General features: G+C 45.1%; 26 protein-coding genes and 2 pseudogenes. 4 read left to right on the top strand and 24 right to left on the bottom strand.

Annotated features, from left to right (window positions below; translation table 11 throughout):
- Nucleotides 1-76: 76 nt before the first annotated feature.
- The 5 genes and pseudogenes from ACRRS0_RS00445 to ACRRS0_RS00425 all read right to left on the bottom strand — a co-directional run bounded on the left by ACRRS0_RS00445 (nucleotide 77) and on the right by ACRRS0_RS00425 (nucleotide 4,985).
- Entirely contained in the window at nucleotides 77-1,678 is a 1,602-nt protein-coding gene (locus ACRRS0_RS00445; RefSeq protein ID WP_432455171.1) for a M48 family metalloprotease, read from the bottom strand.
- Nucleotides 1,679-1,680: 2 nt separating this feature from the next.
- A complete protein-coding gene (locus ACRRS0_RS00440; protein ID WP_432455172.1) occupies nucleotides 1,681-2,082 on the bottom strand; it encodes a hypothetical protein in 402 nt (133 codons plus the stop codon).
- 32 nt (nucleotides 2,083-2,114) lie between these two features.
- The gene (locus ACRRS0_RS00435; protein ID WP_432455173.1) at nucleotides 2,115-3,764 is read right to left on the bottom strand and encodes a CHASE2 domain-containing protein; all 1,650 of its coding nucleotides are present in this window, start codon (nucleotides 3,762-3,764) and stop codon (nucleotides 2,115-2,117) included.
- Between the two features lie 262 nt (nucleotides 3,765-4,026).
- Nucleotides 4,027-4,473: pseudogene (locus ACRRS0_RS00430) on the bottom strand (PLP-dependent transferase); the annotation flags it as partial.
- Between the two features lie 56 nt (nucleotides 4,474-4,529).
- Entirely contained in the window at nucleotides 4,530-4,985 is a 456-nt protein-coding gene (locus ACRRS0_RS00425) for a MarR family winged helix-turn-helix transcriptional regulator (protein WP_432455174.1), read from the bottom strand.
- Between the two features lie 111 nt (nucleotides 4,986-5,096).
- Between ACRRS0_RS00425 and ACRRS0_RS00420 the strand changes: the two genes are divergently transcribed.
- Entirely contained in the window at nucleotides 5,097-5,519 is a 423-nt protein-coding gene (locus ACRRS0_RS00420; RefSeq protein WP_432455175.1) for an organic hydroperoxide resistance protein, read from the top strand.
- Between the two features lie 134 nt (nucleotides 5,520-5,653).
- Here the strand turns inward: ACRRS0_RS00420 and ACRRS0_RS00415 are convergent, their stop codons facing one another.
- The 18 genes and pseudogenes from ACRRS0_RS00415 to ACRRS0_RS00330 all read right to left on the bottom strand — a co-directional run bounded on the left by ACRRS0_RS00415 (nucleotide 5,654) and on the right by ACRRS0_RS00330 (nucleotide 19,191).
- A complete protein-coding gene (locus ACRRS0_RS00415; protein ID WP_432455176.1) occupies nucleotides 5,654-6,133 on the bottom strand; it encodes a GNAT family N-acetyltransferase in 480 nt (159 codons plus the stop codon).
- A 128-nt stretch (nucleotides 6,134-6,261) separates the two neighbouring features.
- Entirely contained in the window at nucleotides 6,262-6,351 is a 90-nt protein-coding gene (locus ACRRS0_RS00410) for a DUF1294 domain-containing protein (RefSeq protein ID WP_432455177.1), read from the bottom strand.
- Between the two features lie 149 nt (nucleotides 6,352-6,500).
- Nucleotides 6,501-7,145, bottom strand: coding sequence for an FMN-binding negative transcriptional regulator (locus tag ACRRS0_RS00405; protein ID WP_432455178.1), 645 nt, complete (start codon nucleotides 7,143-7,145; stop codon nucleotides 6,501-6,503).
- A 294-nt stretch (nucleotides 7,146-7,439) separates the two neighbouring features.
- Nucleotides 7,440-9,383: a methyl-accepting chemotaxis protein gene (locus ACRRS0_RS00400; protein WP_432455179.1), complete on the bottom strand. Its 1,944-nt coding sequence runs from the start codon at nucleotides 9,381-9,383 to the stop codon at nucleotides 7,440-7,442.
- Nucleotides 9,380-10,303 (bottom strand): hypothetical protein, encoded by a 924-nt coding sequence (locus tag ACRRS0_RS00395; RefSeq protein WP_432455180.1) that lies wholly within the window; start codon nucleotides 10,301-10,303, stop codon nucleotides 9,380-9,382. The genes ACRRS0_RS00400 and ACRRS0_RS00395 overlap by 4 nt, the downstream gene beginning before the upstream one ends.
- Before the next feature lie 191 nt (nucleotides 10,304-10,494).
- Nucleotides 10,495-11,304: a TatD family hydrolase gene (locus tag ACRRS0_RS00390; protein ID WP_432455182.1), complete on the bottom strand. Its 810-nt coding sequence runs from the start codon at nucleotides 11,302-11,304 to the stop codon at nucleotides 10,495-10,497.
- Nucleotides 11,282-12,028, bottom strand: a complete 747-nt coding sequence (gene tatC, locus ACRRS0_RS00385) for a twin-arginine translocase subunit TatC (protein ID WP_432455183.1) — start codon at nucleotides 12,026-12,028, stop codon at nucleotides 11,282-11,284. The genes ACRRS0_RS00390 and tatC overlap by 23 nt, the downstream gene beginning before the upstream one ends.
- Before the next feature lie 3 nt (nucleotides 12,029-12,031).
- Nucleotides 12,032-12,412, bottom strand: coding sequence for a Sec-independent protein translocase protein TatB (gene tatB / locus ACRRS0_RS00380; RefSeq protein WP_432455184.1), 381 nt, complete (start codon nucleotides 12,410-12,412; stop codon nucleotides 12,032-12,034).
- A 2-nt stretch (nucleotides 12,413-12,414) separates the two neighbouring features.
- A complete protein-coding gene (gene tatA, locus ACRRS0_RS00375; RefSeq protein WP_432455185.1) occupies nucleotides 12,415-12,660 on the bottom strand; it encodes a Sec-independent protein translocase subunit TatA in 246 nt (81 codons plus the stop codon).
- Nucleotides 12,661-12,704: 44 nt separating this feature from the next.
- On the bottom strand, nucleotides 12,705-14,333 hold the full coding sequence (gene ubiB / locus ACRRS0_RS00370; RefSeq protein ID WP_432455186.1) for a ubiquinone biosynthesis regulatory protein kinase UbiB: 1,629 nt from the start codon (nucleotides 14,331-14,333) through the stop codon (nucleotides 12,705-12,707).
- Nucleotides 14,330-14,929 carry a ubiquinone biosynthesis accessory factor UbiJ gene (locus ACRRS0_RS00365; protein ID WP_432455187.1) on the bottom strand — a complete coding sequence of 200 codons (600 nt, stop codon included), beginning with the start codon at nucleotides 14,927-14,929 and terminating at the stop codon, nucleotides 14,330-14,332. The genes ubiB and ACRRS0_RS00365 overlap by 4 nt, the downstream gene beginning before the upstream one ends.
- Before the next feature lie 9 nt (nucleotides 14,930-14,938).
- Nucleotides 14,939-15,691, bottom strand: a complete 753-nt coding sequence (ubiE, locus tag ACRRS0_RS00360; RefSeq protein WP_432455188.1) for a bifunctional demethylmenaquinone methyltransferase/2-methoxy-6-polyprenyl-1,4-benzoquinol methylase UbiE — start codon at nucleotides 15,689-15,691, stop codon at nucleotides 14,939-14,941.
- A gap of 393 nt (nucleotides 15,692-16,084) precedes the next feature.
- Nucleotides 16,085-16,225, bottom strand: a complete 141-nt coding sequence (locus tag ACRRS0_RS00355) for a hypothetical protein (protein ID WP_432469374.1) — start codon at nucleotides 16,223-16,225, stop codon at nucleotides 16,085-16,087.
- 107 nt (nucleotides 16,226-16,332) lie between these two features.
- A pseudogene (locus ACRRS0_RS00350) lies at nucleotides 16,333-16,449 on the bottom strand (IS5/IS1182 family transposase); the annotation flags it as partial.
- A 102-nt stretch (nucleotides 16,450-16,551) separates the two neighbouring features.
- On the bottom strand, nucleotides 16,552-16,992 hold the full coding sequence (locus ACRRS0_RS00345; RefSeq protein WP_432455189.1) for a hypothetical protein: 441 nt from the start codon (nucleotides 16,990-16,992) through the stop codon (nucleotides 16,552-16,554).
- Between the two features lie 112 nt (nucleotides 16,993-17,104).
- A complete protein-coding gene (locus ACRRS0_RS00340) occupies nucleotides 17,105-17,653 on the bottom strand; it encodes a hypothetical protein (RefSeq protein WP_432455190.1) in 549 nt (182 codons plus the stop codon).
- A gap of 85 nt (nucleotides 17,654-17,738) precedes the next feature.
- Nucleotides 17,739-18,293, bottom strand: a complete 555-nt coding sequence (locus ACRRS0_RS00335) for a hypothetical protein (RefSeq protein WP_432455191.1) — start codon at nucleotides 18,291-18,293, stop codon at nucleotides 17,739-17,741.
- Nucleotides 18,294-18,300: 7 nt separating this feature from the next.
- Nucleotides 18,301-19,191 carry a hypothetical protein gene (locus ACRRS0_RS00330; protein WP_432455192.1) on the bottom strand — a complete coding sequence of 297 codons (891 nt, stop codon included), beginning with the start codon at nucleotides 19,189-19,191 and terminating at the stop codon, nucleotides 18,301-18,303.
- Nucleotides 19,192-19,588: 397 nt separating this feature from the next.
- On the opposite strand from ACRRS0_RS00330, the gene ACRRS0_RS00325 reads away from it, so the two are divergent.
- From ACRRS0_RS00325 to ACRRS0_RS00315, 3 genes are all read left to right on the top strand, one after another.
- On the top strand, nucleotides 19,589-20,578 hold the full coding sequence (locus ACRRS0_RS00325) for a transposase (protein WP_432455193.1): 990 nt from the start codon (nucleotides 19,589-19,591) through the stop codon (nucleotides 20,576-20,578).
- Between the two features lie 696 nt (nucleotides 20,579-21,274).
- Nucleotides 21,275-22,483 (top strand): IS256 family transposase, encoded by a 1,209-nt coding sequence (locus ACRRS0_RS00320; RefSeq protein ID WP_432452821.1) that lies wholly within the window; start codon nucleotides 21,275-21,277, stop codon nucleotides 22,481-22,483.
- Between the two features lie 752 nt (nucleotides 22,484-23,235).
- Nucleotides 23,236-23,835, top strand: a complete 600-nt coding sequence (locus ACRRS0_RS00315) for a hypothetical protein (RefSeq protein ID WP_432455194.1) — start codon at nucleotides 23,236-23,238, stop codon at nucleotides 23,833-23,835.
- A 107-nt stretch (nucleotides 23,836-23,942) separates the two neighbouring features.
- Here ACRRS0_RS00315 and ACRRS0_RS00310 read toward each other — a convergent pair whose 3' ends face one another.
- Complete coding sequence (locus ACRRS0_RS00310; RefSeq protein WP_432455195.1) at nucleotides 23,943-24,875, bottom strand: ketopantoate reductase family protein; 933 nt, start codon at nucleotides 24,873-24,875, stop codon at nucleotides 23,943-23,945.
- Nucleotides 24,876-25,177: the final 302 nt, after the last annotated feature.

Here is a 25,177-nt window from a genome sequence, read left to right as displayed (position 1 = left end):
TTCTAGCCAACTTATACATTAAATCATCATTAAGTGTTTTTTTTCCACAGCTATATCAAACAGCTGGTTCGCAATGCTAAAACAGTGTATTGATCCTTTCTAGCAGCGACTCTGTTGGCGTCGCTTGTTCGGGGATCACCTCTGGGATTTTCGCAGCCGTGTTACAACGTAAACTCAAATCTTTACGACCGACGGCTCGACATTTATCTAACCACTGATTCAAAGCTTCAATATCGTTCTCTTGATAATACAAACTCACCCACTGTGGATACAAAATACTTTGCTCGGTCAATTGCGCTTGGGTCTGCCGTAAAATTTTTTCCGCTTGGCGATAACGCTCAGCCAACTGATAGGTCTTCACCGCATAGAGACTTGACTCCAAAGACAAATTTTTCCAATCCTTAATTAAATCGAGATTCTTTACCGCCTTGTTCAATTGACCCTGTTGTAAACGAATTTGAGAAAACACTATGCGAGGATAGCCATCGCTGCTGGTTGGTTTTGACACCGCCTTTCTAGCCGATTTTTCGGCACTCACTAGATCGCCCTGCTGCATCGCCTGAATGGCATTGCTTGCATGCCAATAATTGCGGGTAATTTGCACATCGGTACCAGACTTAACCTGCGCCTGGTAACGTTGTTGATGTAAAGGACGCAGCTTAATTGAACTCGCTTTATATTGGCGTTGGATGTACTTACTCAGATCCGCGCTACGTAACTGAGCGGAACGATGGCGTTGCGCAAAAATTTGTAAAGCCTGAGTCGCCGCTTCGTTACCGGCATAATAGATCAAGCGCTGTGACAAGGAATCATCTTGCGGAATTTTTGACTCGGATAAAATAGTCACCACTTTTTGATATTCTTGTTTCTTCTGCAGCAGTTGCTGTTGAGTGAAAGTCTGGCTACTTTCAAGTCGTTGCAACGCCACGTCGTAGGCTCGTGGGTTATAACCCGCTCTCACTAACAGGTCGATGGCCAATAAATCGGCTTCATCCTCATATTCTCGGCTCATACTGGAATTAATCACATCCCGGCTCAGGCGATTAATCGCTAAACTGGTTTTAAATATGTCCTTATAGGTATTTTGCGTGTGCTGGCTGTTCTTACTCTCCACTTTAATCTGTTGCTGATCGCGACTCACTTCAAGATCGCCAATGGCCATTCCTAAGTTTGCCAGCTGGGCCATTTCTTCAACCGTTTCATGCTGTCGCTTAAAATAGGCGTTGGTATTATTGTGTCCCAACAAAATATGCGAAAGCTCATGGGCAATCACAAAAGCAATCTCAGCTTCTGTCTCACAATCAGAGATCATCCCCATCGATAGCACGATCTGCTGGCGGGTGGCGTAAGCGCTGTAACTTCGCGAAAGTTCAATCGACAAATCAATCTCGGGTCGATGACCCGGCCAACTAGATAACAACTGATTTAAGATCCCATCAAAGTAGCGCAGCAACTGCTGATGACTGAGTCGATCTTGACTGAGTATCACATCCTGAGCTAAATCATCGGGTTCACTGAGCGAACTTGCTTGAAGCGCTAAGCTAACGTCTTCACTGTCCAAAAATTCGCCCTCAAATTGGTCTACTTTATTGGTCGAGGCCAAATTCAACGACGGAAAATTCTGAGTGGCACAAGCGCTTAACAGCAGCGTAAAAGAGGTGATTTTCAATATCTTCATGGCTAGCATCCCTCTCCAAATCCAGTCGATGCGTAGACCTTAGTCCCTTGGTCGTTAGAAAGACTTTGCGTAACACACGGTCCTAAAGATTTTGCCTTTTTGTCCGTTTCGACGCTGTCTTGAAAGATCCACACCTTTTCCCCCGATATATTTAACTCGACCATACCAGGGTCAACAATATGCTGTAACACGGTTAACGAGCTTGTTTGCAAATTGGGAAGCTCACTATGAGGGCTTTCTTTACAAGTAAACTCTCCCTGCGAGTCTCGATAACAAAGCTCTATCGGATCGTACTTAAAGCGCAACACTTTAGCGCCAACCAACGATAGCGCCTGCACTGGTGGTAGTAAAAGCAAACCCACGACGAGTAAGAGTAAGCTGAAATAAAGTCGTAATCTCATCATATTCTCCTTCCAATAAATGGCTTAGGCAGCCATTACTTTCCTTTCATCAAACGTGATACCAAGTCATGGAAGCCGATCAAGGCAAGCAGACTCAGCAAAAATACCGCCGCGTAATAGAACCAATGGGTCAACACCAAGCCAGTCAACCAAGCTAAACCGAGCAAAGCCAGCAAGATCAATTTGTTGTTTTTGATTAAGCTCCAGCAGCAAGTCAACTTCGCCATCCGCGACAATGGCGAATAGAACATATGGAGCAACTCGCACTTGAAAAGTGTCAATTGATTGGAGTAGAAAGCCATCAACTGAGCGAATAATTGGTGTAAAAACGTAGGGATAATGGTCAATAAAATTAGAATAAAGGCATACCAATTGACCGGCCCGTATTTCAAATACTGATATGCGGATAAGACGCAGAGAAAGGTCAACAAAATCGCCAGCAAGGCCATGATGAGTCCTTTCCAATGATGCTGATGCGGCTTAGCCACGGCGTTTAAAGCGCTATTCTCCAGATAGTGAAATCGATAATAGAGGGCCGCATATAAAAATATAGTCTGTAGTATTCCTTCAATAAGATCGCTCACATTAATCCCTAAGCCATCGATGGTTGCAGGCACATGCCAATAGTTCTCACCAAAATTAATCAGGTTATCGAGCGCAACGGCATGTAAGAAGACCCCAGCCAACGACCCATTCACTGGTGATTCCACCAGATCGGGAGAACCTTCGATCCCATAACCCACCAAAACCAAGCGCTGCTGCAGTCGCCTGAGTTTGGCAGCTTGATCATCTTGAAAAAACTTAGTAGCGGAAATCGTCAGCACTTGCGGGCAAGGGTAAGCTACTGATTTTTTAAGCGCCTCTCCAGATAATCCCGAATGAAACAACGCCAAAAAGTTATCTCGCAAGGATTGAAGGCGCCGATAGAGTCTAATCAAGGTCGATTGCTCAGCCTTTAAGGTCCGAGGCTGGCACTGGACACCTTCCGGTAAGTAGGCAAAATCGGACTGGTTTTCAGCCGCTTGATTACTCCATTGCACGATCATTGGCGCGGTAAACCGCCCGCTTTCCACCAAATCTTCATCGCTATAAGGACACACACTTGGCTCACTAAGGCACCAAATACGATATAAATCCATAGCAGCCGAGCGGTAAGCTTTGCCATCCAACTGAAAATTTAGCGGATAATAATGCTGATAATCGCTCCAACCAACGGCACTAAGCTGACTAGCGGCGGAAATGCTCTGGCGCAAGCCAGAATCTTTCTGGAAGTATTCCGAACGATCCATATGCGGAATACTCGCCATAAAAACCGGGAATTTTTGATTGCTCTTGCGTAACCGTTCGGTCCACAAACTTTGATAGTTTGAGCTTGGGTAATATTGAAGAATATCGAAAAAAACAGCTTTTGGCTGATAGTGTGCAATACGGATCAACAGCTGATTGAGCGAGCTATAATCAACCGGATATCGGCCAGCATAATGTCGAATAAAGGCTTCATCCAGCAACACCACGGCGAGCTGTGCTTGTGCCTCAAGCGGAAACAAGGGGGCATTAAAACCAATGATAAGATCTTCATTGTATTTTTCTGAAGCGCTCCGTAATCCAAAAGGATTCAGAAAAAAAACCAGCATCAATAACAGCGAAATCACGGCTGCCTTGAGCTGAACCACCCTATTATCCATCGATGCTTCCTTGCTTGCGAACTCCGAGCCTCACATCAGGTTCACGAAATCACGACTTTTCCCTAAGCGTGATATAACGACAACCCAGAAAATTTAACCAAATTGCAACCTAACGTTAACTATAAAACAATTATTGATAAATCCAAAAATGTAAGTTTTACCGCATGTATCTCTGGCTTGACACCCATCGACTGGCTCATTATTTGAGACACAAAAAAGCCAGCACAAAGCTGGCTCAATATGAATATGCAATCTGCCTTGCTTAACTTTTATCCAGGGCTTGGCTCACATCATCAATAATGTCATCGATGTTTTCTATCCCAACCGAAATCCGCACCAAATCGGCACTCCCCCCTGCCGCTGCCAACTCCTCATCATTCAGCTGACGGTGGGTTGTTGATGCGGGATGACAAGCTAAAGACTTTGCATCACCAATGTTCACTAAACGTAAAATCATCTGCAGCGCATCAATAAACTTTCCACCAGCATCTTTACCGCCCTTCAAGACAAAACTTAAAATACCCGAGGCTTTCCCCCCGACAATTTTATTGCAAAGTGCATAGTAAGGGCAGGTGGGCAAGGCCGCATAATTAACCCAAGCGACTTTAGGATGCTGTTTTAAGTAGAGGGCTAATTTCTCGGCATTCTCACAATGGCGTTCCATACGCAGGCCTAAGATTTCTAAGCCCTGTAAGATTTGGAAGGCATTAAAAGCGTTTCAATCAAGCTTTCTCTTTCTCATACCGATTGCTTTATGCCGATATTTTATTTTAGCAATTGACTCAATAAGTGCTCACAGCCTTGCTTTAAAGCCTGCAACTCTTCTAAAGGCATGTCTACCTGACACAACATCGCTGTGGGAATGGCCAGCGCCTGTTCTCGCATCGCTTGTCCCGCTTCACTTAAGCTAATCACCCGCACTCGCTCATCTTGCTCGCTACGTGCGCGAACCACCAAACCTTTCGCTTCTAAACGTTTCAGTAGCGGCGTTAAGGTACCCGAATCCAGATGCACCTTTTCCCCCAGCTGTTTCACACTCACGCGACGCTGCTCCCACAACACCATCATCACAATGTATTGCAGGTAGGTGAGGTCCAATTTTTCTAATAAGGGGCGATAAGCTCGCCCCATCGCATTGGAAGCACTATAAAGGGCAAAACACAGCTGCTTATCTAAACTCAGGCTAAAGGATTGTAGTTTATCTTTAGAAGCGTCACTCATGGCTAAACTCGCTCGGAATTAAATTGTGCACAATATACTTGCATTCTAACCAGAACTCAATTAGAGTTGCTAACAACTTAATTGCGCACAACCTAAATAAAAGGATCCAGTATGTCTACTTTATACACTACCTCTGCCACTGCATTAGCCGGCCGTAACGGTCAAGTCACTACCGACGACAACAAACTCGATTTAGCCTTAAGCTATCCAAAAGAAATGGGTGGTAGTGGCGAAGCGACCAATCCAGAGCAACTGTTTGCAGCTGGATATGCCGCTTGTTTCTCGAATGCAATTTTACATGTGGCGCGCGAAGGCAAAATCGCGATTAAATCAGCACCAACGACCGCGATTGTAGGGATCGGCCCCAATGAACAGGGTGGTTTTGTGCTCAGCGTAGCCTTAGCCGCTGAATTAGAATTAGAGCAAAGTGCCGCGGTCGAACTGGTTAAAACCGCTCACCAAATATGCCCTTACTCAAATGCAACCCGTGGTAATATCGATGTCAAACTAAGCGTCAACGGTCAAGCACTTTAAGCACCTCCATCGCCGATAAAAAGCCAGGCAAGAGCTTGGTTTTTTTTGGCTTGATGAACTCGCAATGGTAGGCGAACTCGGAGTTTAAAAACCAATACACGCCCTAAAGCGAGAGCTCACAGCGAGCCAAGCCTTTACCATCCTGATAAAGCGGTTAAATCTTTACTCATACTGTAGTTTTCCAGCGTTTGGCCGCGAATGTGCACCTGATTTTGTTTTAACAGCATAAAACCTTGTCCAACAAAAAATTGTTTTGCCCGCTTCGATGCATCCACCCAAAGGCGCTCCAGCCCTCGCTGTAAAGCTAGCGTTTCAATATGCTGATATAAAGCACTGGCCACCCCTTGCCCCTGAAACTGGGGATGCACATAACAACAATCGATATAGTCGCCATCAAGTTCAATAAAACCTAACAGCGTCTGCTCGTGCAAAGCCAAAAAACAACGTTCGGGCAATAAACGGCTTCGCCAAAGCGTCTCATCAAAGGGCTCCGGTGCCCATGCCTGTTTTTGTAGCGGGGAATAAACCTCATCATCAATGGCATGCACCGCCGCAGTAAATAGCTCGGCGACCAACAGAGCATAGGGCTCAGTATAATGACAGATTTTCAACATCGCCCTCCTCACATCAATCGCTTAGTCAACCAGACTCGATAAACAGTCGTATAAGGGCTATACCAATCCCCCAGCAAAGCATCATGAATCACAATGCTCTGATAGTAAACCCGACGAAAACAGGCCTTCTACGTTTTATGGCGAAACCATTGCTGCGCGAACATCGCGCCCGGCCAGCCACCTAGCAGCGCCAGCCCATGCAGGTAAGGCTCTTTCACTCACCACGCCACGCGTCGCGCAGCCGATTTATCAAATGCATAAACTGCCACCGACAACAGACTCATCAACAAATAAATGACCGCGAGAAGTAAAAGTTTATAGCGCTAAGCCGCATAGCAAGCCTAAACCCCGCCACATCGACTTTCTGTTATTTACTTTCAGACTGGATCCCTGAGATTTGCCGAGCCAATACTTCTGCCATCGGGTGCTGGCGCTCAGCCAAGCCCCGCAGTACCCCAGCTTGATTCTGTGGACTTTGGTTTTGACTCATTTTACTTTTTGCTTGTACTTGCTCAACACTCACCTCAATCCCCAGTATCGCCTTATTCAATTGCTCAATGTAGGATTCTGGCGCATCGCGGAGCTGCCAAGGTTGCAGCTGTTGCGCCTCGTGTGTTTTAGTTAACTCGGCTAATAAGGCCAGTTTCCATTGGCTATCATCGATCCCGCGCAATTGGCCATTAATATGCACCACCTGATAATTCCAAGTCGGCACAACCCTAGGATCACTTTGCTTGGTAGGGTAATAATTAGGCGAAATATAGGCTTGTTCCGCCTGAAATATCACCAGCACAGGCAGAGGCTGAGCCAGTCTATTGGCTAAAGGATTCCCCTTGGCAATATGCCCACGTAAAACCCATTGTTCAGGCTGCACCTCAAGCAATAATAGCGGAATATGTTCCGCCACCAAACCAGTTGCGCTTTGACTCACAATACAGGCTAAAGGGTAGTTACCGAGCAACTCAACAGTGCTCGACCAATCATCTTGGATGAAGGGCTTAGGAAGATACATTGAAACCTCTAAAAATGCTCTGGAAACGGAAGCGAAGCCGTCACTAGGAAAACTTAAGCAGGGCCGACGTCCATCATACAAAACAGAATCAACTTAACTATAAATTGCTGAATGTTATAAATTATGTTGCAAATTTTTAGCTAAGGCTAGTGATCAGTAGAAATCAGCAGGGAACGCAGTATCCATCAAACATCTGCACAGCTGGCGCACTCAGCTAAGTTCCAGCGACGTGATTTAAGAGCTTGAATGCCACAAACACTGAAGCGGCTCACTTAAGCCACTTCAGTGCCTTGATCATACTTTGAAGTTCGCGATGCTCGCTTGGATCTGATGGCTAAGTTGCCCAACTTTTTCAGCTTGCAGAGCCGTATGCTCGGTCCCTTCTAAACTACGCTGCGCCCCTGATTCCATTCCTTGCATTTCATTGACCACCGTCTCAGAAGTATTCAATTGCGTATCACAGGCACCACTCACCTCGTCCAACAAGCCGGTAATATGGCTGGCTAACTCATGGGTTTGGGTCACCGAGCCTTGCATTTCTGACATCAATTCAAAACTACTACTGGCTTGAGAACGCCCTTCACGCATTTGTATTTCAGTTTTCTCCGCACCTTTCACTAAATCTGACATCATCTGCTCAATCTGCTCCGTTGAGCCACGAGTTTGCATTGCAAGATTTCGAACCTCATCGGCCACCACCGCAAAACCGCGGCCATGCTCGCCTGCGCGCGCCGATTCAATCGCCGCATTCAGCGCCAAGAGATTGGTTTGTTCGGCGATACTGTTGATCACTTCTAATATTTTACTGGCATCTTTACTATTTTTAGCCAGTTCACGCATATCTTCCGAAGCGCCATCCACTTGAGCCACTAACTGCTTAATTTCGCTAGTTGCCGATTGAGTTAATTGACTGCCCTGCTCCGAGGCCTGATTAATGGAGACTGCCGAACTATCAGCATTACGCACCAAATCGGCCACTTCGCTAAAACCTTGCGACAGCTGGCCAATATGACCACTAACCTCTGATACCACCCGCTGCTGCTCACCCATTTGAGTTTTTGACTGTTGCGCTAAAGTATTAAGTTGCCCCGCAGCCCCATTCAGCTCGGCAACATGCTGATTAATATTAGTGACGGTGGTTTGTAACAGTGCAATAAACTGATTAAAGGCCGAGGCCAACTGAGCAAGCTCGTCGCGCCCTTTTACCACTAAACGCTGCGTTAAATCCCCATCGCCTTGGGCAATCGCTTGCATCGCCTGCACCATCGCTACCACGGGCTGGCGAATTAAACGAGTAATAATCAAGCCCATCACCAAAGAAATCACCACAATCGACAAACCAAAGGCCATGTTAGTCCATGCTGTTTGCTGTAGCTGCTCACTAATCGCTGAACTCGATTGACTCACCATTTGCCACTGTTGTTGCAGGGTATTACTGGCCGCCGCGACCACTTGCTCTGCCGCAGGGTTAAGTAAGTCATCCTTCAAGAGTTGCTGCTGCTCAACCAGATCAAATAAACGATCAGCCGAGTCAGCGAACAACTGGACCTGCTGTTCTACCAACTGGATCCACTGTTGATGACGCTCTCGATTTAAGCCCTTGATCAAATCGAGTAAGGTGTTTTGTGCGCCAAATAGCTCTAAATAAAAACGGTCTTTACTGCGACTATCTTGCCGGTTGAGATGGCTCATTAAAGCAATCGAGGCGGCCTGTATATGATTCGCCAAGTTAACCGTGAGCGAGGGCAGCATGCCTGAACTGGTGATATCTAAGGTGGCATGAATATCCGAGAGCTTAGCCAAAGTTTGTGGGACTACATCACGTAATACACGGCTTTCTAACTGACTAATTTCAGCCAATAATGGTACTAATCCCTCAACAAAGTGTTGGTCGAGTAGTTCGCTATTAGCGGTAATTTGCGCGGCATCGCTAAACCCGCGCAGGTGCGGGCTCTGTTCCAATTGCTTAGCTTGTTCGGCCAGTTGTTGATACTGCTCAAGTAGCGCAGGCGCTTCGGTTTCACTAAAGTGCGACTGCAACACTAGACGTTGCAGCGCATTGACCGATAAATCTCCAGCTAAACGAGCGCTCGGTTCAACCTCCTGAGAGAAAGCCTTGGTTTTCTGTTGCACCCCTGTCAGCGAATGATTACTACTCCATATCATCAAGACCATGAGTAATACGATACCAACCGGAATAAGCGCGATTTTTTGACTCAAACTTAATCGATTAATCATAGGGCTGGCGCTCCCAGCATGCTTAGTAAGCCATCACGTAGTTGAATAAAAGCAGCATAACTTTGGTTCGCATCACTCAGCAACAGAGGATCCATCACTTGGCTATCCTGCTCAATTTTAAGAATGGTTTTACCGCGATGTAATTCGGCGCGGATCAGAATGGTGGTATCACGAACCGCCTCAATACTCGACTCGCCAACGGGTAAACGATCGGGCTTACTTGGTTCAATATCCAATTGGCGAAATAAACGCTCAATCAGATACAAGCTCTGATAAGCCAAAATATTCACATCGGTCATTTGACGATCATGGTACTGACCAAGTGAACCGAGTTGCAAAGGAAGGTTTTTCGCTTCACTAATCAGCTGCAAGTCGCCGCGGATCAACGCCAGATCTGCGCTCATCGCAGAGACCGTTTGCGGCTCAATCAAACCCTCAAACAATTGTTCTATCACCACTAGCTGCTGATAAACATCATTTTCAGTCATTCCTAGTGGACGCTCCAATTCGGGGCCCTCTGGTAGTGCTAAGTGCTTAGCGACCGCGGCCAACTGTTGCTCAACCTGATCTAAATAAGGCAGCACATTACGGGGGCGCATCACACTATATGCAACCGCTAAAGACGACGTGATTGGCAAAGACATTTTTTGCTGTAAGGCCGCAGCTAAACGACCAATTTGCTGGGTTTTAAAAACCAAGTGTGAAGCCAACTTATCGGCGACAATTTGTGGTTCGGGCTCTAAGGTAGGTAACTGTTGCTGGGCACGAATAGCCTGAACTTGCAGGGCTATCTGCTGTACTTTTTGATACAGATGATTGTTATTTACAATCGCCGCCAGGCTACTCGAACTGAACAGTAGAATACCGCTAATAAACACGAAGCGTCGAATAATTAAGTAAAAACGTATTTGCAGAGTCACGATATATTCTCTTCCTTAAGTTCGGTTCTCACGCCTATTTTATAATGTTATTTACTTAACTATAGACATATCATCTAAGGATTGGCGTGTTCCATTCACAATTGCAAGCAAGATGCACACCTAGATGTTCACTCAACGGAAATCTACTCGCTCAGTATTAACTTAGATCAACTTATTAAGAAAAGATAAACTTAAAATGAAAAAAGACGGCGAGCGTTTTGCTGCACTTGTTGCTGCAACTCGACCAACGACTCGCCTCGCAATTGCGCGACTCGCTGGTAGATATGTGGCAAATAACAAGGTTCGTTGCGGCGACTCTTGGGTTTGGGTTTTAAATCGCGAGGTAACAAATAAGGCGCATCCGTTTCCAACAACAGTCTATTGATTGGAATTTCTTTCACCCGCTGTTGCAAATCGAGACCACGGCGCTCATCGCACACCCAGCCGGTAATCCCAATATACAAATCCAGATCCAGACAGGCTTTTAGGGCCGCTTGATCGCTGGTAAAACAATGTAATACAGCGCCGGGCAGATGGTCGCGCCAAGGCTTAAGGATATCGATGAAGCGCTGATGAGCATCCCGCTCATGCATCACCACAGGCAGCTTAAGCTCTGCTGCAAGGGCTAATTGCGCCTCAAAAATGGCCTCTTGCTGGGGACGTGGTGAAAAATCACGATTAAAGTCTAAACCACACTCGCCCACCGCTAAAACCTGTGTTTGGGTAAACAGCGGTTTGAGAGTGGCGATATCGGTAGGACTTACCGACTTTGCATGGTGCGGATGCACGCCAGCGGTGGCATAACATACGCCCGGCCACTGCTGGGCTAAATCACTCACTTGCTGGCTTTCGGCCAAATCGCTGGCCAACAGTAACATGCCACTCACACCAGCAGCCTGCGCCCGTTGTAGCACTTGTTCACGATCTTTATCAAACTGTGAGCTGGTAAGGTTCAGCGCAATATCAAACATCACCAAGCTAATCCGTCGCCTGTTCGGCATCGTCATCTTTGCGCACATAAAAACGCGCAAAGAACAGACCGACCTCAAACAATAGCCACATCGGCAAGGCCAATAGAGTTTGTGAGATCACATCGGGAGGGGTTAACAACATGCCCACCACAAAGGCTCCCACAATCACATAGGGACGCTTGGCTCGCAATTGCGCTGGAGAGGTTGCCCCCGACCAACACAGCAACAAGGTCGCAATCGGAATTTCGAAGGCTAAACCAAAAGCAAAAAACAGCTTCAATACAAAATCGAGATAGTTAGAAATATCGGTGGCAATGGTCACCCCTTCGGGGGCAACTGCAGTAAAAAAGCTGAAGGCAAGCGGGAACACCACAAAATAAGCAAAGGCAACACCCGCATAAAATAACAAGGCCGAACCAAACACCAAAGGCACCAACAAACGGCGCTCATGTTGGTACAGACCGGGCGCAATAAACCCCCAGGCCTGAGCTAATAAATAAGGCATGGCCAAAAAAGCCGAGGTGACTAAGGTCAGCTTAATCGGCGTGAAAAATGGTGCCGCCACATCGGTAGCGATCATACTCGCATTTTCTGGTAATACGGCGAGCAAGGGCTGTGCGACAGCAGCGTAAATATCGTTGGCAAAATACACCAAGCCGAGAAAAATGATTAAGCAGGCGAATACACCACGCAATAGGCGATTACGTAACTCAATTAAATGCTCGATCAAGGGTTGTGCGGGGGCATCGCTCATAGCTTACTTATTGTCTTCTTGGCTAATGTCAGAATCGGATGGCACAGCTTGATTTGCAGCTTCAGCAGGCTGCGGGCTATCAACCGTCTTCTTTTGATAGGGGCGAGAAACTGACTCGGCACGCGCTTTTAGAGTCTCTACCGATGCTTGTAAATCACCATTAAGAGACTCTAAACCATTTTGTTCGGCCTGCTTCAGGTTTTGGTGCAACTCGTCTAACTCTAGTTCTTGTTTCAGTTCGGTGCTCACCGACGATACCGCCTGCTTCACCGAGCGCACCACAGATAACACGCTACGGATCGCTCCCGGCAAACGTTCTGGGCCCAATACCAACAGCCCTAATACCGAGATCAAGACTAACTCCCAAAAACCAATATCAAACATGCTTAACCTTGTTGGTCTTTGTCTTTGCTTGCTTGTTCTGCGGCTTGCTTATGCTGCGCAAGCTGTTCTGGGGTGGCTTTGTCGGTGGCATGATCACTAGGCTTGCTTTCATCGTCGCGCATCGCATTTTTAAAGCCCTTTACTGCCGAGCCCAAATCACCGCCCATGTTACGTAGCTTCTTGGTGCCGAATAACAACACCACAATTACAGCAACAATCAACAATTGCCAAATACTAATACCGCCCATTTAGTGATCCTCTTTCATCTTTTATCGAGCCAAAGGCCCAGTGTCTACTTCAATTGTTGCCAACAGATTAAACCAGCTAATCCGCTAGTCACCGCCAAGGCCAAGGCCAAGACAGGTAAACTGGGATATATCACCGCCGCCGAAATTAAGCTTGCCGCTGCGGCTAAAGCCAAAGCCAAACTTCGTTGGCGTTGCTTCTGCTGCTGTAAATAACGTTCGGTAAAACGTTGAAACTTAAGCTGCTGCTGTTTCGCCAATTGCAAGTTATCATAAACTAACTCCGGTAAATGCGGCAGTGTTTCCAGCCAATAAGGCGCCTTTTCTTTAATTGCAGAGAAGACCGCCTCGGGCCCCACCTGCTTACGCATCCAACGCTCTAAAAATGGTTTAGCAGTCGCCCATAAATCCAATTCGGGGTAGAGCTGACGCCCTAAGCCTTCTATATAGAGTAAAGTTTTTTGCAGTAATACTAATTGCGGCTGCACTTCCATATTAAAACGGCGCGCCGTATTAAACAGATTCAGCAGTACATGACCAAATGAGATCTCTGACAGCGGCTTGGCGAAAATAGGCTCACATACGGTACGGATCGCCGCTTCGAATTCTTCCACCTTAGTGTCGGAAGGCACCCAACCAGAATCAATATGCAGTTGTGCGACCTTACGATAATCACGATTAAAGAAAGCCAAAAAGTTTTCCGCTAAATAACGCTGGTCTTCTTTATTGAGGGTACCCACGATACCGCAATCAATGCCAATATACTGGGGATCTTCAGGATGCTCTCGAGACACAAAAATATTGCCCGGATGCATGTCGGCATGGAAAAAACTATCGCGAAATACCTGAGTAAAGAAGACTTCTACGCCTCGTTCGGCCAACAGTTTCATGTTGGTGCCCTGCGCTTCTAGTTCACCAATGTTCGCCACTGGGATCCCGTAGATCCGCTCCATCACCAACAAAGTTTTACTACAGTAGTCGCTATAAACCTCGGGAACATACAGCTCTTTAGCACCGCTAAAATTACGCCGTAGTTGGATCGCATTAGACGCTTCACGCGCTAAATCCAGCTCATCTACAATGGTCTTGCGATATTCTTCAACCACCTCTTTAGGGCGTAAGCGACGACCATCACTAAAGAAACGCGCAAATAAGCTAGCAACTCGCTGCATTAAAGCGATATCAGACAGAATGGTCGCTTCAATCCCCGGACGGATCACCTTCAACACCACATCGGCGCCATTCTCTTTTAAACGGGCAGTATGCACTTGAGCAATCGAGGCAGAGGCTAAGGCTTGCAAGTCAAAATCATCAAACAGATCCTCGACCGGCTGTCCCAGCGCCAATTCGACCTGTTGTTTGGCCAATTCGCCACTAAACGGCGAGACCTTATCCTGTAATAGAGCCAATTCATCGGCAATATCTGGCGGAAATAAGTCGCGCCGAGTGGACATCATCTGGCCAAATTTAATAAATACCGGGCCTAAGTCTTCCATCGCCATGCGAATACGCGCACCGGGCGCGCTTTGCTGGTGTTGATTACGCCACCAAAAAACCAAGCTGCGCAACAAGCGTAAGGGCCAAGGCCAAAAACGTTTCGGCAATAATTGGTCTATACCGTAATGGCACAGGGTGCGATTAATCTGCCGAAAACGCGCAAACTCTTTGGGGGTCATTGACTCAAATCCTGTATCCGAAGACTCAAGATATCCACATCTTTAACCAGTAGCTGTAGTTGCTGTTGCCACGCTTGATATTCCAATTGACCCACCACTAAACCCCATTCTTCACTGGCTAACTCAGTTAGTTTTGTAGGGGCTTTATTGAACAGCGTGTTCAGTGCTTGAGCCAACAAACGACTCTTGGACACGATTTGATAAGCGGCAACATCACCGATCCGCTGCGACAACTTTTCTTCAAAATCAGGGTCGAGTTGCAGGAACAAGTCGGCAAAATGTTGCGCCAGCTTAATATCACCTTCCAGTTGCAGCTTGTCTTGCTTAATCAAGCTGGGAATTCGCTCCGCCTGTTTTAATTCCATCAAGGTCAACAGCGACATGCTCAAGCTGCAATCCGGCTTGCCTTGATATTCATGAAGTACGTCGAGTTGCTGCTTGCTCACCACAAAATAAAAATTTGGCAATGGCCTAACTTGAATCGCCAGAACTTTGCCCGACAAATGACTGCGACGCTCGGCGCTGGCCTCATCAAGTGCCAACACTTGATTGCTTAAGACTTCAACACCGGCAGTAATCAGAGAAGATAGCGGCATAAGGGCCTCTTAAAATTTGTAAGCTCGGTGTAAGGCAACCACACCGCCAGTTAAATTGTAGTATTCGACGCCCTCAAACCCAGCATCTTGCATCATCCCTTTTAAGGTTTCTTGATCGGGGTGCATTCGGATCGACTCGGCCAAATATTGATAGCTCTCGGCGTCATTAACAATCAATTTGCCCATCTTCGGTAATAAGTGAAAAGAATAAGCATCGTAAACTTTACTCAGCGCTTTCATTTCTGGTTTAGAAAACTCTAACACTAGCAAACGACCGCCGGGTTTGAGCACTCGAAACATCGATCGTAGCGCCGCATCTTTATCGGTCACATTACGTAAACCGAAGCTAATGGTAATCAAATCGAAGCTGTTATCGGGGAAAGGCAGCGCCTCGGCATTAGCTTGCACATACCGTACATTACCCACAATGCCTTTGTCGCGCAGCTTACTTCGGCCCATTTTCAACATCGATTCATTGATGTCTGCCAGCACCACTTCACCGCCATCACCTACGATACGTGAAAACTTGGCAGTAAGATCACCAGTACCTCCCGCTAAATCTAACACCTTTTGTCCAGGACGTGCGCCACTACAATCAATGGTAAAACGCTTCCATAAGCGGTGAATGCCACCCGACATTAAATCATTCATCACATCATATTTAGCGGCAACTGAATGAAATACCTCGGCAACCATGCCTACTTTCTCTTCGCGGTTTACCGTTTTATAACCAAAATCGATGGTTTCCTGCTCAACGCTCATCTTTACTTCCTGATAATGCCAACTGCCGCTAGTGTACTGTAGCCAACCCAATGCTCCAAGGCTTGTACATGCCAAGCCTCCGCTTTTTTGGCAAAAGCGAGTCTTTTCGAAAAAATAGCCAGAACCTAATTCTCAGTTCTGCATTCCCCTCTCAGCCGGTCTCAATTCATCGAGTGCGCAGATATTCCCACTCATTCAATGACCAAAATCACAATGTCATAGCAGTGACGATGGCTTAACACTTTTTAAATAATTAGAATTATCAACTCATTAACGCCAAACTTTTAGTGTTTGAACGTATATCTGAATCGTGCTTTTTTACGCCAGCCTGAGAGCTAAGTCATTACAGTGGGATTCGCTTAGGCAAGGATGTTACTGCCGCTGTGATTTTTATTATGGGTGTCCATACTCCACTGTTCGTATACGGGTCTGAGGGTAGCGGAAGGCATTCGCGGTAGGCGTAAAGGGTGGCGAAAGCATGTTAGCTAAATAAAAATGACTCTGCCCCTGAGGGATCCCCACGTGTTTATTCATGCCTTCTCAGCTTCGTTTTCAACGGGACTCGTGCTTAGTATTTTATGCATATCAATAACTTGCTGCCAGTGTTCTTTCTTCAACGTTAGCCTCCTATCTCGGTAAGCGGCGTTTTGTCTCGGGGGGATCACTAGGGCTATTCTTTTTCGTTCTAATACCCCATAGCAGCGTTTAGTGTCATAGGCCCCATCCGCCGAGACTTTTCGAATTTTGCGACAAAGCAAAAGAAATAGGACATCCAAGTCTTTTCGTTAGCTAAATTAAAGTGACTCTGCCCCTTTTATTCCTCGCTTCTTAGCGAGTATATTGTACTACTAATTTTGTCTCTACTCTCTATCTGCAAGCAGTTTGGCTATTTGGGCAGGCTCGTCTGGGTAGCCATATTGGGCTAATTTGTCGACTTCTGGATCGTTACAAAGGCTAAAGTCCTTTACCCATGCGTCGATGGTTGCTGAACCCATTAATAATGTGAAAGGGGGACAGGCTTGGTAGCCATGTTGCTCAGCAATTTTTTCGATACGGGATTTTTCTATGTGCCTTCCTGGAAGCACAAAGGCAACGCTTACAATAATTGCTAATGCGAACACTCTAACGGACAGATGTTTCGCGGTTAATGCGAGGTTCGTTTTTTTTAGGCAAACATATTGCCAAAGCATCAAAAGAGAACATGCAAACGTACAAATGACTCCTGCAATCAGAAAGCAGTAGCTAACATCCAAATAGATTACTGGAAAACCATTACCAATTTGACCACTAAATTCATTCAAGGTGTTTGAAGAAAATAGGACTAGAGTGAATATGTTGAAAAGAGCGAAGCAAGCTAAGCAAGCTAATAGTGAAGTTTTCGGTGTGTGAGTTTTTATCATTTTGGAGGTTAGCTTATAGGAACTTATATGTGGAATTATTCATACTTGAAATAACTTTCATTTGTTCTATTTTCTGTTGCATGCTGACTATACTTTTTTGTGCTTGTTGTTCCGCATGTCGGTTTATGTATTCAACAATCTGTTTTTTAATACCTAGTCTATCTGCGAGCATGCTTAACACCGTACCAACAGCGAAAGCAACTACAAACCCAACTGCTACCGGAATCATAACGACACCTGCAGGTGCGATTGCTGCACCAACTAAAAAGCCGCAAACAGCTGCTACAGCTGCTATTGCTACATCGGTCGAAACGTCTGCTACCCAGTTACTCATTAAGTAATTTTTTTTCAATACTAGCTCTAGACTGTGTTCTGTTACTGAAAATAAGACCGTAACATATACTCCACCACGAGCGGATGATTTAAGTCCTTGTAGACCATTAAGCATCTTAGTGTTTGTAGAGAGGTATCTAGTCCCTTTAATTACTGTTCGTAGCTTGTGATTGCCTTTAAAACTAATGTAGCTTTTAGTGCCATTTTGAGTTATTTCGTATTTACCCAAAATACTCCCACCACGCTGCATGTCTAGTGCTAGCGCTCCCATAGCTTTTACGTCTAAGGCTTGGCTAGCAAATTGGTTTGAGTTGTTATTTAGACTCTCTATCAGCGAGCATTTTAGCTATTTTAGCGGGTTCGTCGGGATATCCGTATCTGGCTAGTTTGTCGACTTCCGGGTCGTTACACAGACTAAAGTCCTTTACCCAAGCGTCAATGCTAACTGAGCTCATAAGTAATGTGAAAGGAGGGCAGGCTTGATAGCCTTGCTGCGCGGCGCGGCTTTCCTTGTGGGATCTTTCAATATGTCGTCCTGGAAATATAAACAAAAAGCTAATGATTATAGCTACTACAAAAGCTTTAGTTGACAGATGTTTGAGTGACCGAGCTTGTTTTCCTTTTCTGAGACAAGCAAACTGCCAAAGCATAAATATTGCACCAGTCAAGCCAATTATGCCTCCTGAAATAAACGCACTATATTCAACATTGATATATATAACAGGGTAAATTTTGGCTAACTGCTGGCTTAATTGCTCAAACTTGTCAGGCACATTGTTACCAAATAACGCTTCGAAGAAGGGTATCAAGAGAACAGAGAATAATAAAAAGCCTAAGAGTGACTTTCTTTTAGTCATTAGTGTTTTCATCGATTCCCTAAAAAAAGTGCTGGGTTGAATTGTTCATACTAGTCACGCCCTTCATTTGATTTATATTTTGTTCTAATTGTTTTAGGTCTCGTTCGACTGATTTCTGAAGTGATTGGTTGAGAGCTTTCACTAACTTATCCCTAATTTGGTAGCGAGACTCGTAAGTAGTTAGCTCCCCTTGCACGTAAAATGCTACGGAAAATCCAGCTAAAACTGGAATAATGACAACGCTTATTGATGATACTGCTAATGTGCCAACAGCGTAACCAAAGACTGCTGCGACCGAAGCGATTGTTATGTCTGTGGCAACGTCGACTACCCAATTGGTCATCAAGTAGTCTTTTTTAAGCACTAGTTCTAGTGTGTGATGGGATACAGAGAATAAAACAGTGATTAATACGCCACCTTTAGCTGAAGCTTTTAGACCTTGTTGACCTATACCTAGCGACAGCATCTTAATGTTTGTAGAGAGGTATCTAGTCCCCGTAATTATTGTCCTTAGCTTGTGATTGCCTTTAAAACTAATGTAGCTTTTAGTGCCATTTTGAGTTATTTCGTATTTACCCAAAATACTCCCACCACGCTGCATGTCTAGTGCTAGCGCTCCCATAGCTTTTACGTCTAAGGCTTGGCTAGCAAATTGCTTGGTGAGGCTAGCGGTATTTAGAACTAACTTTTGAGCGAGCTCCGATAGGCCTAGATCTTCCAATTTCTGACTAATCGCTGTTTGCTCAAGTCCTTGGCTTTGCTGTTTGGCTAACCATAATGAGAAAAACTGTGGCCCATGCAGTACATAAAGGTCCACTTCTTTCATTTCCGAGGCTTTAAGTTTGCTTAAGCAAGCATCACGTTTGGCTTTGTTTCGTTGGGACAAGCATTGAAATTGATTGTGAGCCACTGCAAATATCTCCTTTAGTTGCAGGGCAAGATAGTAAACTTCAATAATGATAAAGTAAACAATAAGCTTGGCTTTAACGCCAAAATTAGTAATGATCTAAAAATCTGTGTTTAAAATATCAAAATAACGAGACAGACCCGAGATGCTTTAAATAAGCGAGGCCCCCAAGTTGTTGCCTCGCTATTTTAAATTCAACTTCGCGACCCGATGCCCGCTACCGCAACATTTTAGTTGGCCTTCGCTTGCAACGCCTGAATCACAGCCTCTGCCAACGCTTTCGCCGAAGCGGGGGGTCTGACCGGTAATCAAGAAACAAGGTAACTAGACAGCCACACCAACTAGCCACACCCCGATAATAATCTAAACTACCAATAGTGGTTTTTGGGGAGTTAGTGCCATGCCTCGGTCAAGACAGTCGCAAGTGAGCTTATCGGATACACCTTATTATCACTGTGTTTCCCGCTGTGTTCGGCGGGCTTTTTTGTGCGGTAAAGACCAACACACAGGTAAAAGCTATGAGCACCGCCGCCAGTGGGTGGAAGATTATTTGCTGCAACTTACTGCGGTTTTTGCCAGTGATGTCTGTGCTTATGCAGTTATGAGTAATCATACCCATGTGGTATTGCACATCAATAAGGCCAAAGCCGAAGCCTGGTCCATGGATGAAGTCTTGGAACGCTGGCATAGTCTGCATCAGGGCACCTTACTGACTCAGATGTATCTCAATTCTGAGTTACGTCCAAAGTTAAGTGAGGTGCAACTACAGGCCATTCACGCCACCGCCGAAGTGTATCGGACTCGCCTCTTTGATTTAAGCTGGTTTATGCGCCATTTAAATGAACATATTGCTCGAGCTGCCAATAAAGAAGACCAATGTACCGGTCGTTTTTGGGAGGGGCGTTTTAAATCTCAAGCGCTTTTAGATGAAGCAGCCCTAGCGGCTTGTATGGCCTATGTGGATTTAAACCCGGTTCGCTCAAATATAGCGAGCACGCCTGAAACCTCAGACCACACCAGTATCAAACAGCGCATTCAGCAAGCCAAACAAGGTCAGCAACCCAAGCCGCTAATGCCCTTTGTCGGTAACCCCAGAGAAACCATGCCTAAAGGCTTGCCTTTCGAGTTACAAGACTACCTGCAACTGGTGGAACTTACCGGCCGCGTTATCAGAGAAGATAAACGCGGTTATATCGATGATGCACAAGCGCCCATTTTACAGCGCTTACAAATCGATGAAGAAAGCTGGTTAGCCTTGAGCACTGGTTTAGAGCATCACTTTGCCAGTGTGGTGGGCGCCGGTCACGCACTAGAGTGCTACAAGCGCCAGCACAATCAGCAGCGAATTAAAGGTATGGGAGCAGCCAAACGCTGGCTGGATGTTGGCTAAGTAATTTATGGTCTGATTTTTTGTCGACCGAGTAGGTATTTAGCATATCTCGAATCGCTGTGTTTGCTGTTTGGCTTCTTGCGGCTTTTCGTCGTAACACCTTTACCAATATTGCAATTTTCGACATCACGCTGCTTTTTATGTGAATGAGAAGTGATATTCATCGTATGATGTTGGCTGTTCAGTCCTTAAGATGGCTGTCTCGAATGACTTTCGAATGACTTCACTCAAAGCCTTAGAGGTGCGGTGATGACTTGAGCTCGCGAACAGCAAATTTGTTTAGACAGTACGCCATACTACCACCAGGGTGAGAGCGTGAGTGTTCATTTTGCATACAGTTTGATTTCAAACCAACCAGGTTTCGAAAACAGCACAATTAAAGCGACAGTTTAGTAACCAGCTTTCGTTTGATAATTAGTCAACATTTGATTGATAAATGTTCGCGATCTCGCCCTGCTGCTACCACTGCATTTACCGTTGCGTTCGTAGAGCATTTTTGTGTGGCAAAGACCGAGCAAGTGGTGCTAATTTTAACCACCGAAAATAATGGATAGTTGACAAATTTACTAAAAGAAGAGTAGAAGGAAAATTAAAAGAGGCTACCGGTCAAGTGTTAATTAAGGCTCATAAAGGAGCCTGTAAATTAAATTGTGTAATTGCTTATAATTAGGCCTGAACAGGCTAAGGATAAGCAACATGGATAAGAAAGTTCTCGAAGCATTTGCTCGTGAAGCCGCTAAGTCAATCAAGACCCCTTCAGATCTAGATGACTTTCGTAAAATGTTAACCAAGGTGACTGTTGAGACAGCGTTAAATGCTGAGCTTGATGACCACCTCGGTTATCAGAAACACGCTGAAAAGCCCGATAAGAATAGTCGTAATGGTTATTCATCCAAGACCTTGATCACCGACGATGGTGAGATTGAACTGGATGTACCTCGAGACCGAGATGCCTCGTTTGAACCGAAGCTTGTTCGTAAGCATCAAACTCGATTTCAATCGATGGATGACAAGATATTAAGCCTTTACGCCAAAGGCATGACAACTCGTGAAATCGTCGCTACGTTCAAAGAAATGTACGATGCTGATGTCTCTGCAAGCCTCATATCTAAAGTTACCGACTCAGTTCTAGAGCAGGTTGTTGAATGGCAATCACGGCCACTGGATGCAGTCTATCCCATCGTCTACCTTGATTGCATCGTGGTGAAAATCCGCCAAAACAAACAGCTCGTCAATAAGGCGATTTACTTGGCTCTGGGCGTAAATATCGAAGGTCAGAAAGAACTTTTAGGGATGTGGATATCTGAAACGGAAGGTGCGAAGTTCTGGCTCAGCGTTCTCACTGAACTCCAGACTCGAGGTATCAACGACATTCTTATCGCTTGTGTTGATGGCTTGAAGGGCTTTCCAGATGCTATTAATGCCGTATTCCCAAAAACCCAAATACAGCTCTGTATCGTCCACATGGTGCGCAATTCAATGAAGTATGTCCCTTGGAAAGACTACAAGGCTGTAACGGCAGATCTCAAAGGTATTTACCAGTCGAATACCGAGGAAGAAGCGCTTCTGGCCCTCGAACAATTTGGTGACCAGTGGGATGATAAATACCCACAGATAAGCCGCTCTTGGACAGCGCATTGGGATAATTTAAATACATTGTTCAGCTACCCTCAGGACATTCGTAAAGCCATTTACACGACGAATGCGATAGAGTCCTTGAACAGTGTGATACGCAAAGCGACAAAGAAGCGTAAGCTATTCCCCACGGATGAATCAGCGAGGAAAGTTGTCTATCTTGCAATTATGGATGCATCGAAACGCTGGTCGATGCCAATAAGAAACTGGCGACAGGCTCTCAATCGCTTTATGATTATGTTTGAAGACCGACTTACTGATTACTTGTAACCCAAAGCAGTTACACAGAATTATTTACAGGGTCTCATAAAGTTGATCGTAGTAACCAAGTTACCTCTCAGAGTAATTTAAACTTACAAGAAGGCTCAAGAGTACAAGTATCAAATGCGAACACTAATCAACTAGAACAACAAAATGTTACTCCAGACATAGACGATATGTCAGCGATAGCAATATCAAACAACTTTAATCCTTCTATTATCGAACAACATTTGATTATTATTGCAGACTCAGATTTAGGTATAAATGGAGCGATAGGTTATTCAGAATATAATAGCCAAAGCTCGAACTGTAAGAAATACCAAAAATCGTTAAACGAAAAATCACAGCATTTTTTAGTTATAACAACGTACACTTATTTAAAGAAATCCAAGTAGAGCCGAAGAACTAGAGCCTTTAACCACCAGCCATTTGAAGTTACGGGTGATCATTTCTAACCACTATCATTTAGTATTACGGATTAACCAAAAGCAAGCCCAGAGAAATAGTAAAACAGCCATCCCAACTAACGATTATACATTGGTCGTCTAAATTATCATTAGAGGGGCCGAAAGGTTCAATATTATTTAGGAAATGACGTCACCACCAAATGTTACAGATTAGCAATAAATGTAAAAAACAAACTCAATTAACGTTACGCGCATATTTTCTCAAGGCTCAACCTGATAATTATGTTATTTATTGTTTATTAAAAAAGACAACTGTGAGAACATACCATTTTTATTAAATGGACTTTTGTTTTTATGAAAAAATCAGCTTTTTATTGTGCCTTGCTTTTATTAACTGTAATGAGTTCTAGTGCCAGTGCAACCATTATTAATATCAGTGGTAGAACTAATGCCTCTTTAGCGGGCAGTAACGCGCTTAACGTGTCACTGGAACCTGGTGACTATCAATTGTCTTTTGTTCAAGACGTTTATACTGCTTTTAACCGATTCGGTTCGGTGAGAGCTTGTGATGGCTTGGGAGAAAACTGTGTTAGAGGCTGGGAAAATACAGTGGGTTATATTATTGATGATATAACTTATTGGTATGGCGAAAGTCAAGGGATCGCGGGTCTTGGGCCAATTAATCCTGGTGATGGCTATTATTCCTCAGCTGTCTATTCTCTCGCTAAATCAAGCGGTTTGTTTGCAAATTTTCACTTAGATTCGGTTACCAATGTTGGTTTTTATATTCCAGATAGTAATATTGGTGATAATATCGGCGGTGTGTCACTAGAGCTTAATTCAGTACCTGAGCCTGCTACATGGCTAACCTTGATATTGATTCTAGTAGGTTTGACTTTATCTCACTCTCGTAAAAAAACTAACTCTTCACCAGAGATGGCCGTTATTGTTTAAATATCTTAAACATTCAGACAGCCATTCCAATTGACTGTTTCTACAATCGTCTAAATATGATCCGGGTGCGTCCATGCCGATTTAGGGCAGGACGCATCGCGATTAGATTATGCCGAATGCTTTGTCTGATTCACCAACTGCAATAGCGCATAAATTGAATCAATATGCGGCGTTGCGACCTTCACTCGACGCGCCGCTTTGACTGTACTGCCCAAAATAGATTCCACCTCCATTTCACGCCCAGCCTCATAATCGAGTAACATCGACGGTTTATATGGACACATTTTAAGGGTTCTATCTATATTTTGCTGAAGCACTGCATAATCAAACTCGGCACCAACAGCCTTTGCGACGTGGTAGACCTCTTCCATGATGTCAGTCACCAGTTGAGCGGTTTGTGGATTCGCCATAATCTGCTGGGTATTGGCCCCCCCAGCAAGCACTGAAAGTGGATTGTAAGGCGCATTCCACACCAGTTTCATCCATCTTGCCTGCTGGACATGAGCAGAGACCTCACATTGCACCCCTGCACGATTGAACATACGGCCAAGCCGCTCTGCGCGTTCGCTCACGCCTTGCGGGTAACGGCCTATCACCAAGTGACCATAATCTTGATGATCAATCACTCCCGGTTCAACACGCTGCACACAGATAAAACACAGGCCACTGATAATCTCTGCCTTTGGAAAAGCCTGCTGCACCGGCTCTTCGATCTCAACGCCGTTCTGCAATAAAACGATAGTGGTAGTTTCCGACACCACATCTTTAAGCAGTTCTCGGGTATCAATACCCGGCAGCACCTTGGTCGCCACAATCACATAATCAGCTATCCCCTGATAATCTCTAGGATGCTTCAAAATTTGACTCGGCTTAAAGGAAAAGTCCCCTTGATGACTTTGAATGGCATACTCGCCCTTGTGGCTCAGGCCGTCATAATCGGAACGAACCACCACAGACACCTCTGCCCCAGCCTGTGCCAAACGCGCGCCATAATAGGCACCAATCGCACCTGCCCCTATCACCAAAACTTTCGTCGACATAATCATTCCTTTCACCGCAAAAATATAACGCAGAGATCTCAAACAAGCTCAAGATGACAAATTCACAGTGACCCGAAAAATGCGAGCAACAAGAGATCCCTTATTTCCCTAGCTAAAGATATTAATCGACTTGCGAAATCATCTTTATTAAGCCCAATAACTTGAAATCGTTTGAGTATTATTAAACACAAAATACACAAAACAAATGGGTAAAACCATTGCAGTAGTAAATGTTTCTGCCTTTCTCTTGGGTAATATTATTAGATAAAATAGACCCAAGCGGCTTCAAACGACTTAAAAAT

This window comes from Agarivorans sp. QJM3NY_29, from assembly GCF_050870835.2.
Lineage (GTDB): Bacteria > Pseudomonadota > Gammaproteobacteria > Enterobacterales > Celerinatantimonadaceae > Agarivorans.
The sequence above is the reverse complement of the archived record's forward strand: the minus strand, read 5'-3'. Positions and strand labels throughout refer to the sequence as shown.

Excerpts from the sequence above, each read along its gene's own strand:
- ACRRS0_RS00445 (WP_432455171.1), bottom strand. The coding sequence starts at position 1,678 with ATGAAGATATTGAAAATCACCTCTTTTACGCTGCTGTTAAGCGCTTGT.
- ACRRS0_RS00440 (WP_432455172.1), bottom strand. The coding sequence starts at position 2,082 with ATGATGAGATTACGACTTTATTTCAGCTTACTCTTACTCGTCGTGGGT.
- ACRRS0_RS00435 (WP_432455173.1), bottom strand. The coding sequence starts at position 3,764 with ATGGATAATAGGGTGGTTCAGCTCAAGGCAGCCGTGATTTCGCTGTTA.
- ACRRS0_RS00425 (WP_432455174.1), bottom strand. The coding sequence starts at position 4,985 with ATGAGTGACGCTTCTAAAGATAAACTACAATCCTTTAGCCTGAGTTTA.
- ACRRS0_RS00420 (WP_432455175.1), top strand. The coding sequence starts at position 5,097 with ATGTCTACTTTATACACTACCTCTGCCACTGCATTAGCCGGCCGTAAC.
- ACRRS0_RS00415 (WP_432455176.1), bottom strand. The coding sequence starts at position 6,133 with ATGTTGAAAATCTGTCATTATACTGAGCCCTATGCTCTGTTGGTCGCC.
- ACRRS0_RS00405 (WP_432455178.1), bottom strand. The coding sequence starts at position 7,145 with ATGTATCTTCCTAAGCCCTTCATCCAAGATGATTGGTCGAGCACTGTT.
- ACRRS0_RS00400 (WP_432455179.1), bottom strand. The coding sequence starts at position 9,383 with ATGATTAATCGATTAAGTTTGAGTCAAAAAATCGCGCTTATTCCGGTT.
- ACRRS0_RS00390 (WP_432455182.1), bottom strand. The coding sequence starts at position 11,304 with ATGCCGAACAGGCGACGGATTAGCTTGGTGATGTTTGATATTGCGCTG.
- tatC (WP_432455183.1), bottom strand. The coding sequence starts at position 12,028 with ATGAGCGATGCCCCCGCACAACCCTTGATCGAGCATTTAATTGAGTTA.
- tatB (WP_432455184.1), bottom strand. The coding sequence starts at position 12,412 with ATGTTTGATATTGGTTTTTGGGAGTTAGTCTTGATCTCGGTATTAGGG.
- tatA (WP_432455185.1), bottom strand. The coding sequence starts at position 12,660 with ATGGGCGGTATTAGTATTTGGCAATTGTTGATTGTTGCTGTAATTGTG.
- ubiB (WP_432455186.1), bottom strand. The coding sequence starts at position 14,333 with ATGACCCCCAAAGAGTTTGCGCGTTTTCGGCAGATTAATCGCACCCTG.
- ACRRS0_RS00365 (WP_432455187.1), bottom strand. The coding sequence starts at position 14,929 with ATGCCGCTATCTTCTCTGATTACTGCCGGTGTTGAAGTCTTAAGCAAT.
- ubiE (WP_432455188.1), bottom strand. The coding sequence starts at position 15,691 with ATGAGCGTTGAGCAGGAAACCATCGATTTTGGTTATAAAACGGTAAAC.
- ACRRS0_RS00355 (WP_432469374.1), bottom strand. The coding sequence starts at position 16,225 with ATGAATAAACACGTGGGGATCCCTCAGGGGCAGAGTCATTTTTATTTA.
- ACRRS0_RS00335 (WP_432455191.1), bottom strand. The coding sequence starts at position 18,293 with ATGAAAACACTAATGACTAAAAGAAAGTCACTCTTAGGCTTTTTATTA.
- ACRRS0_RS00325 (WP_432455193.1), top strand. The coding sequence starts at position 19,589 with ATGCCTCGGTCAAGACAGTCGCAAGTGAGCTTATCGGATACACCTTAT.
- ACRRS0_RS00320 (WP_432452821.1), top strand. The coding sequence starts at position 21,275 with ATGGATAAGAAAGTTCTCGAAGCATTTGCTCGTGAAGCCGCTAAGTCA.
- ACRRS0_RS00315 (WP_432455194.1), top strand. The coding sequence starts at position 23,236 with ATGAAAAAATCAGCTTTTTATTGTGCCTTGCTTTTATTAACTGTAATG.
- ACRRS0_RS00310 (WP_432455195.1), bottom strand. The coding sequence starts at position 24,875 with ATGTCGACGAAAGTTTTGGTGATAGGGGCAGGTGCGATTGGTGCCTAT.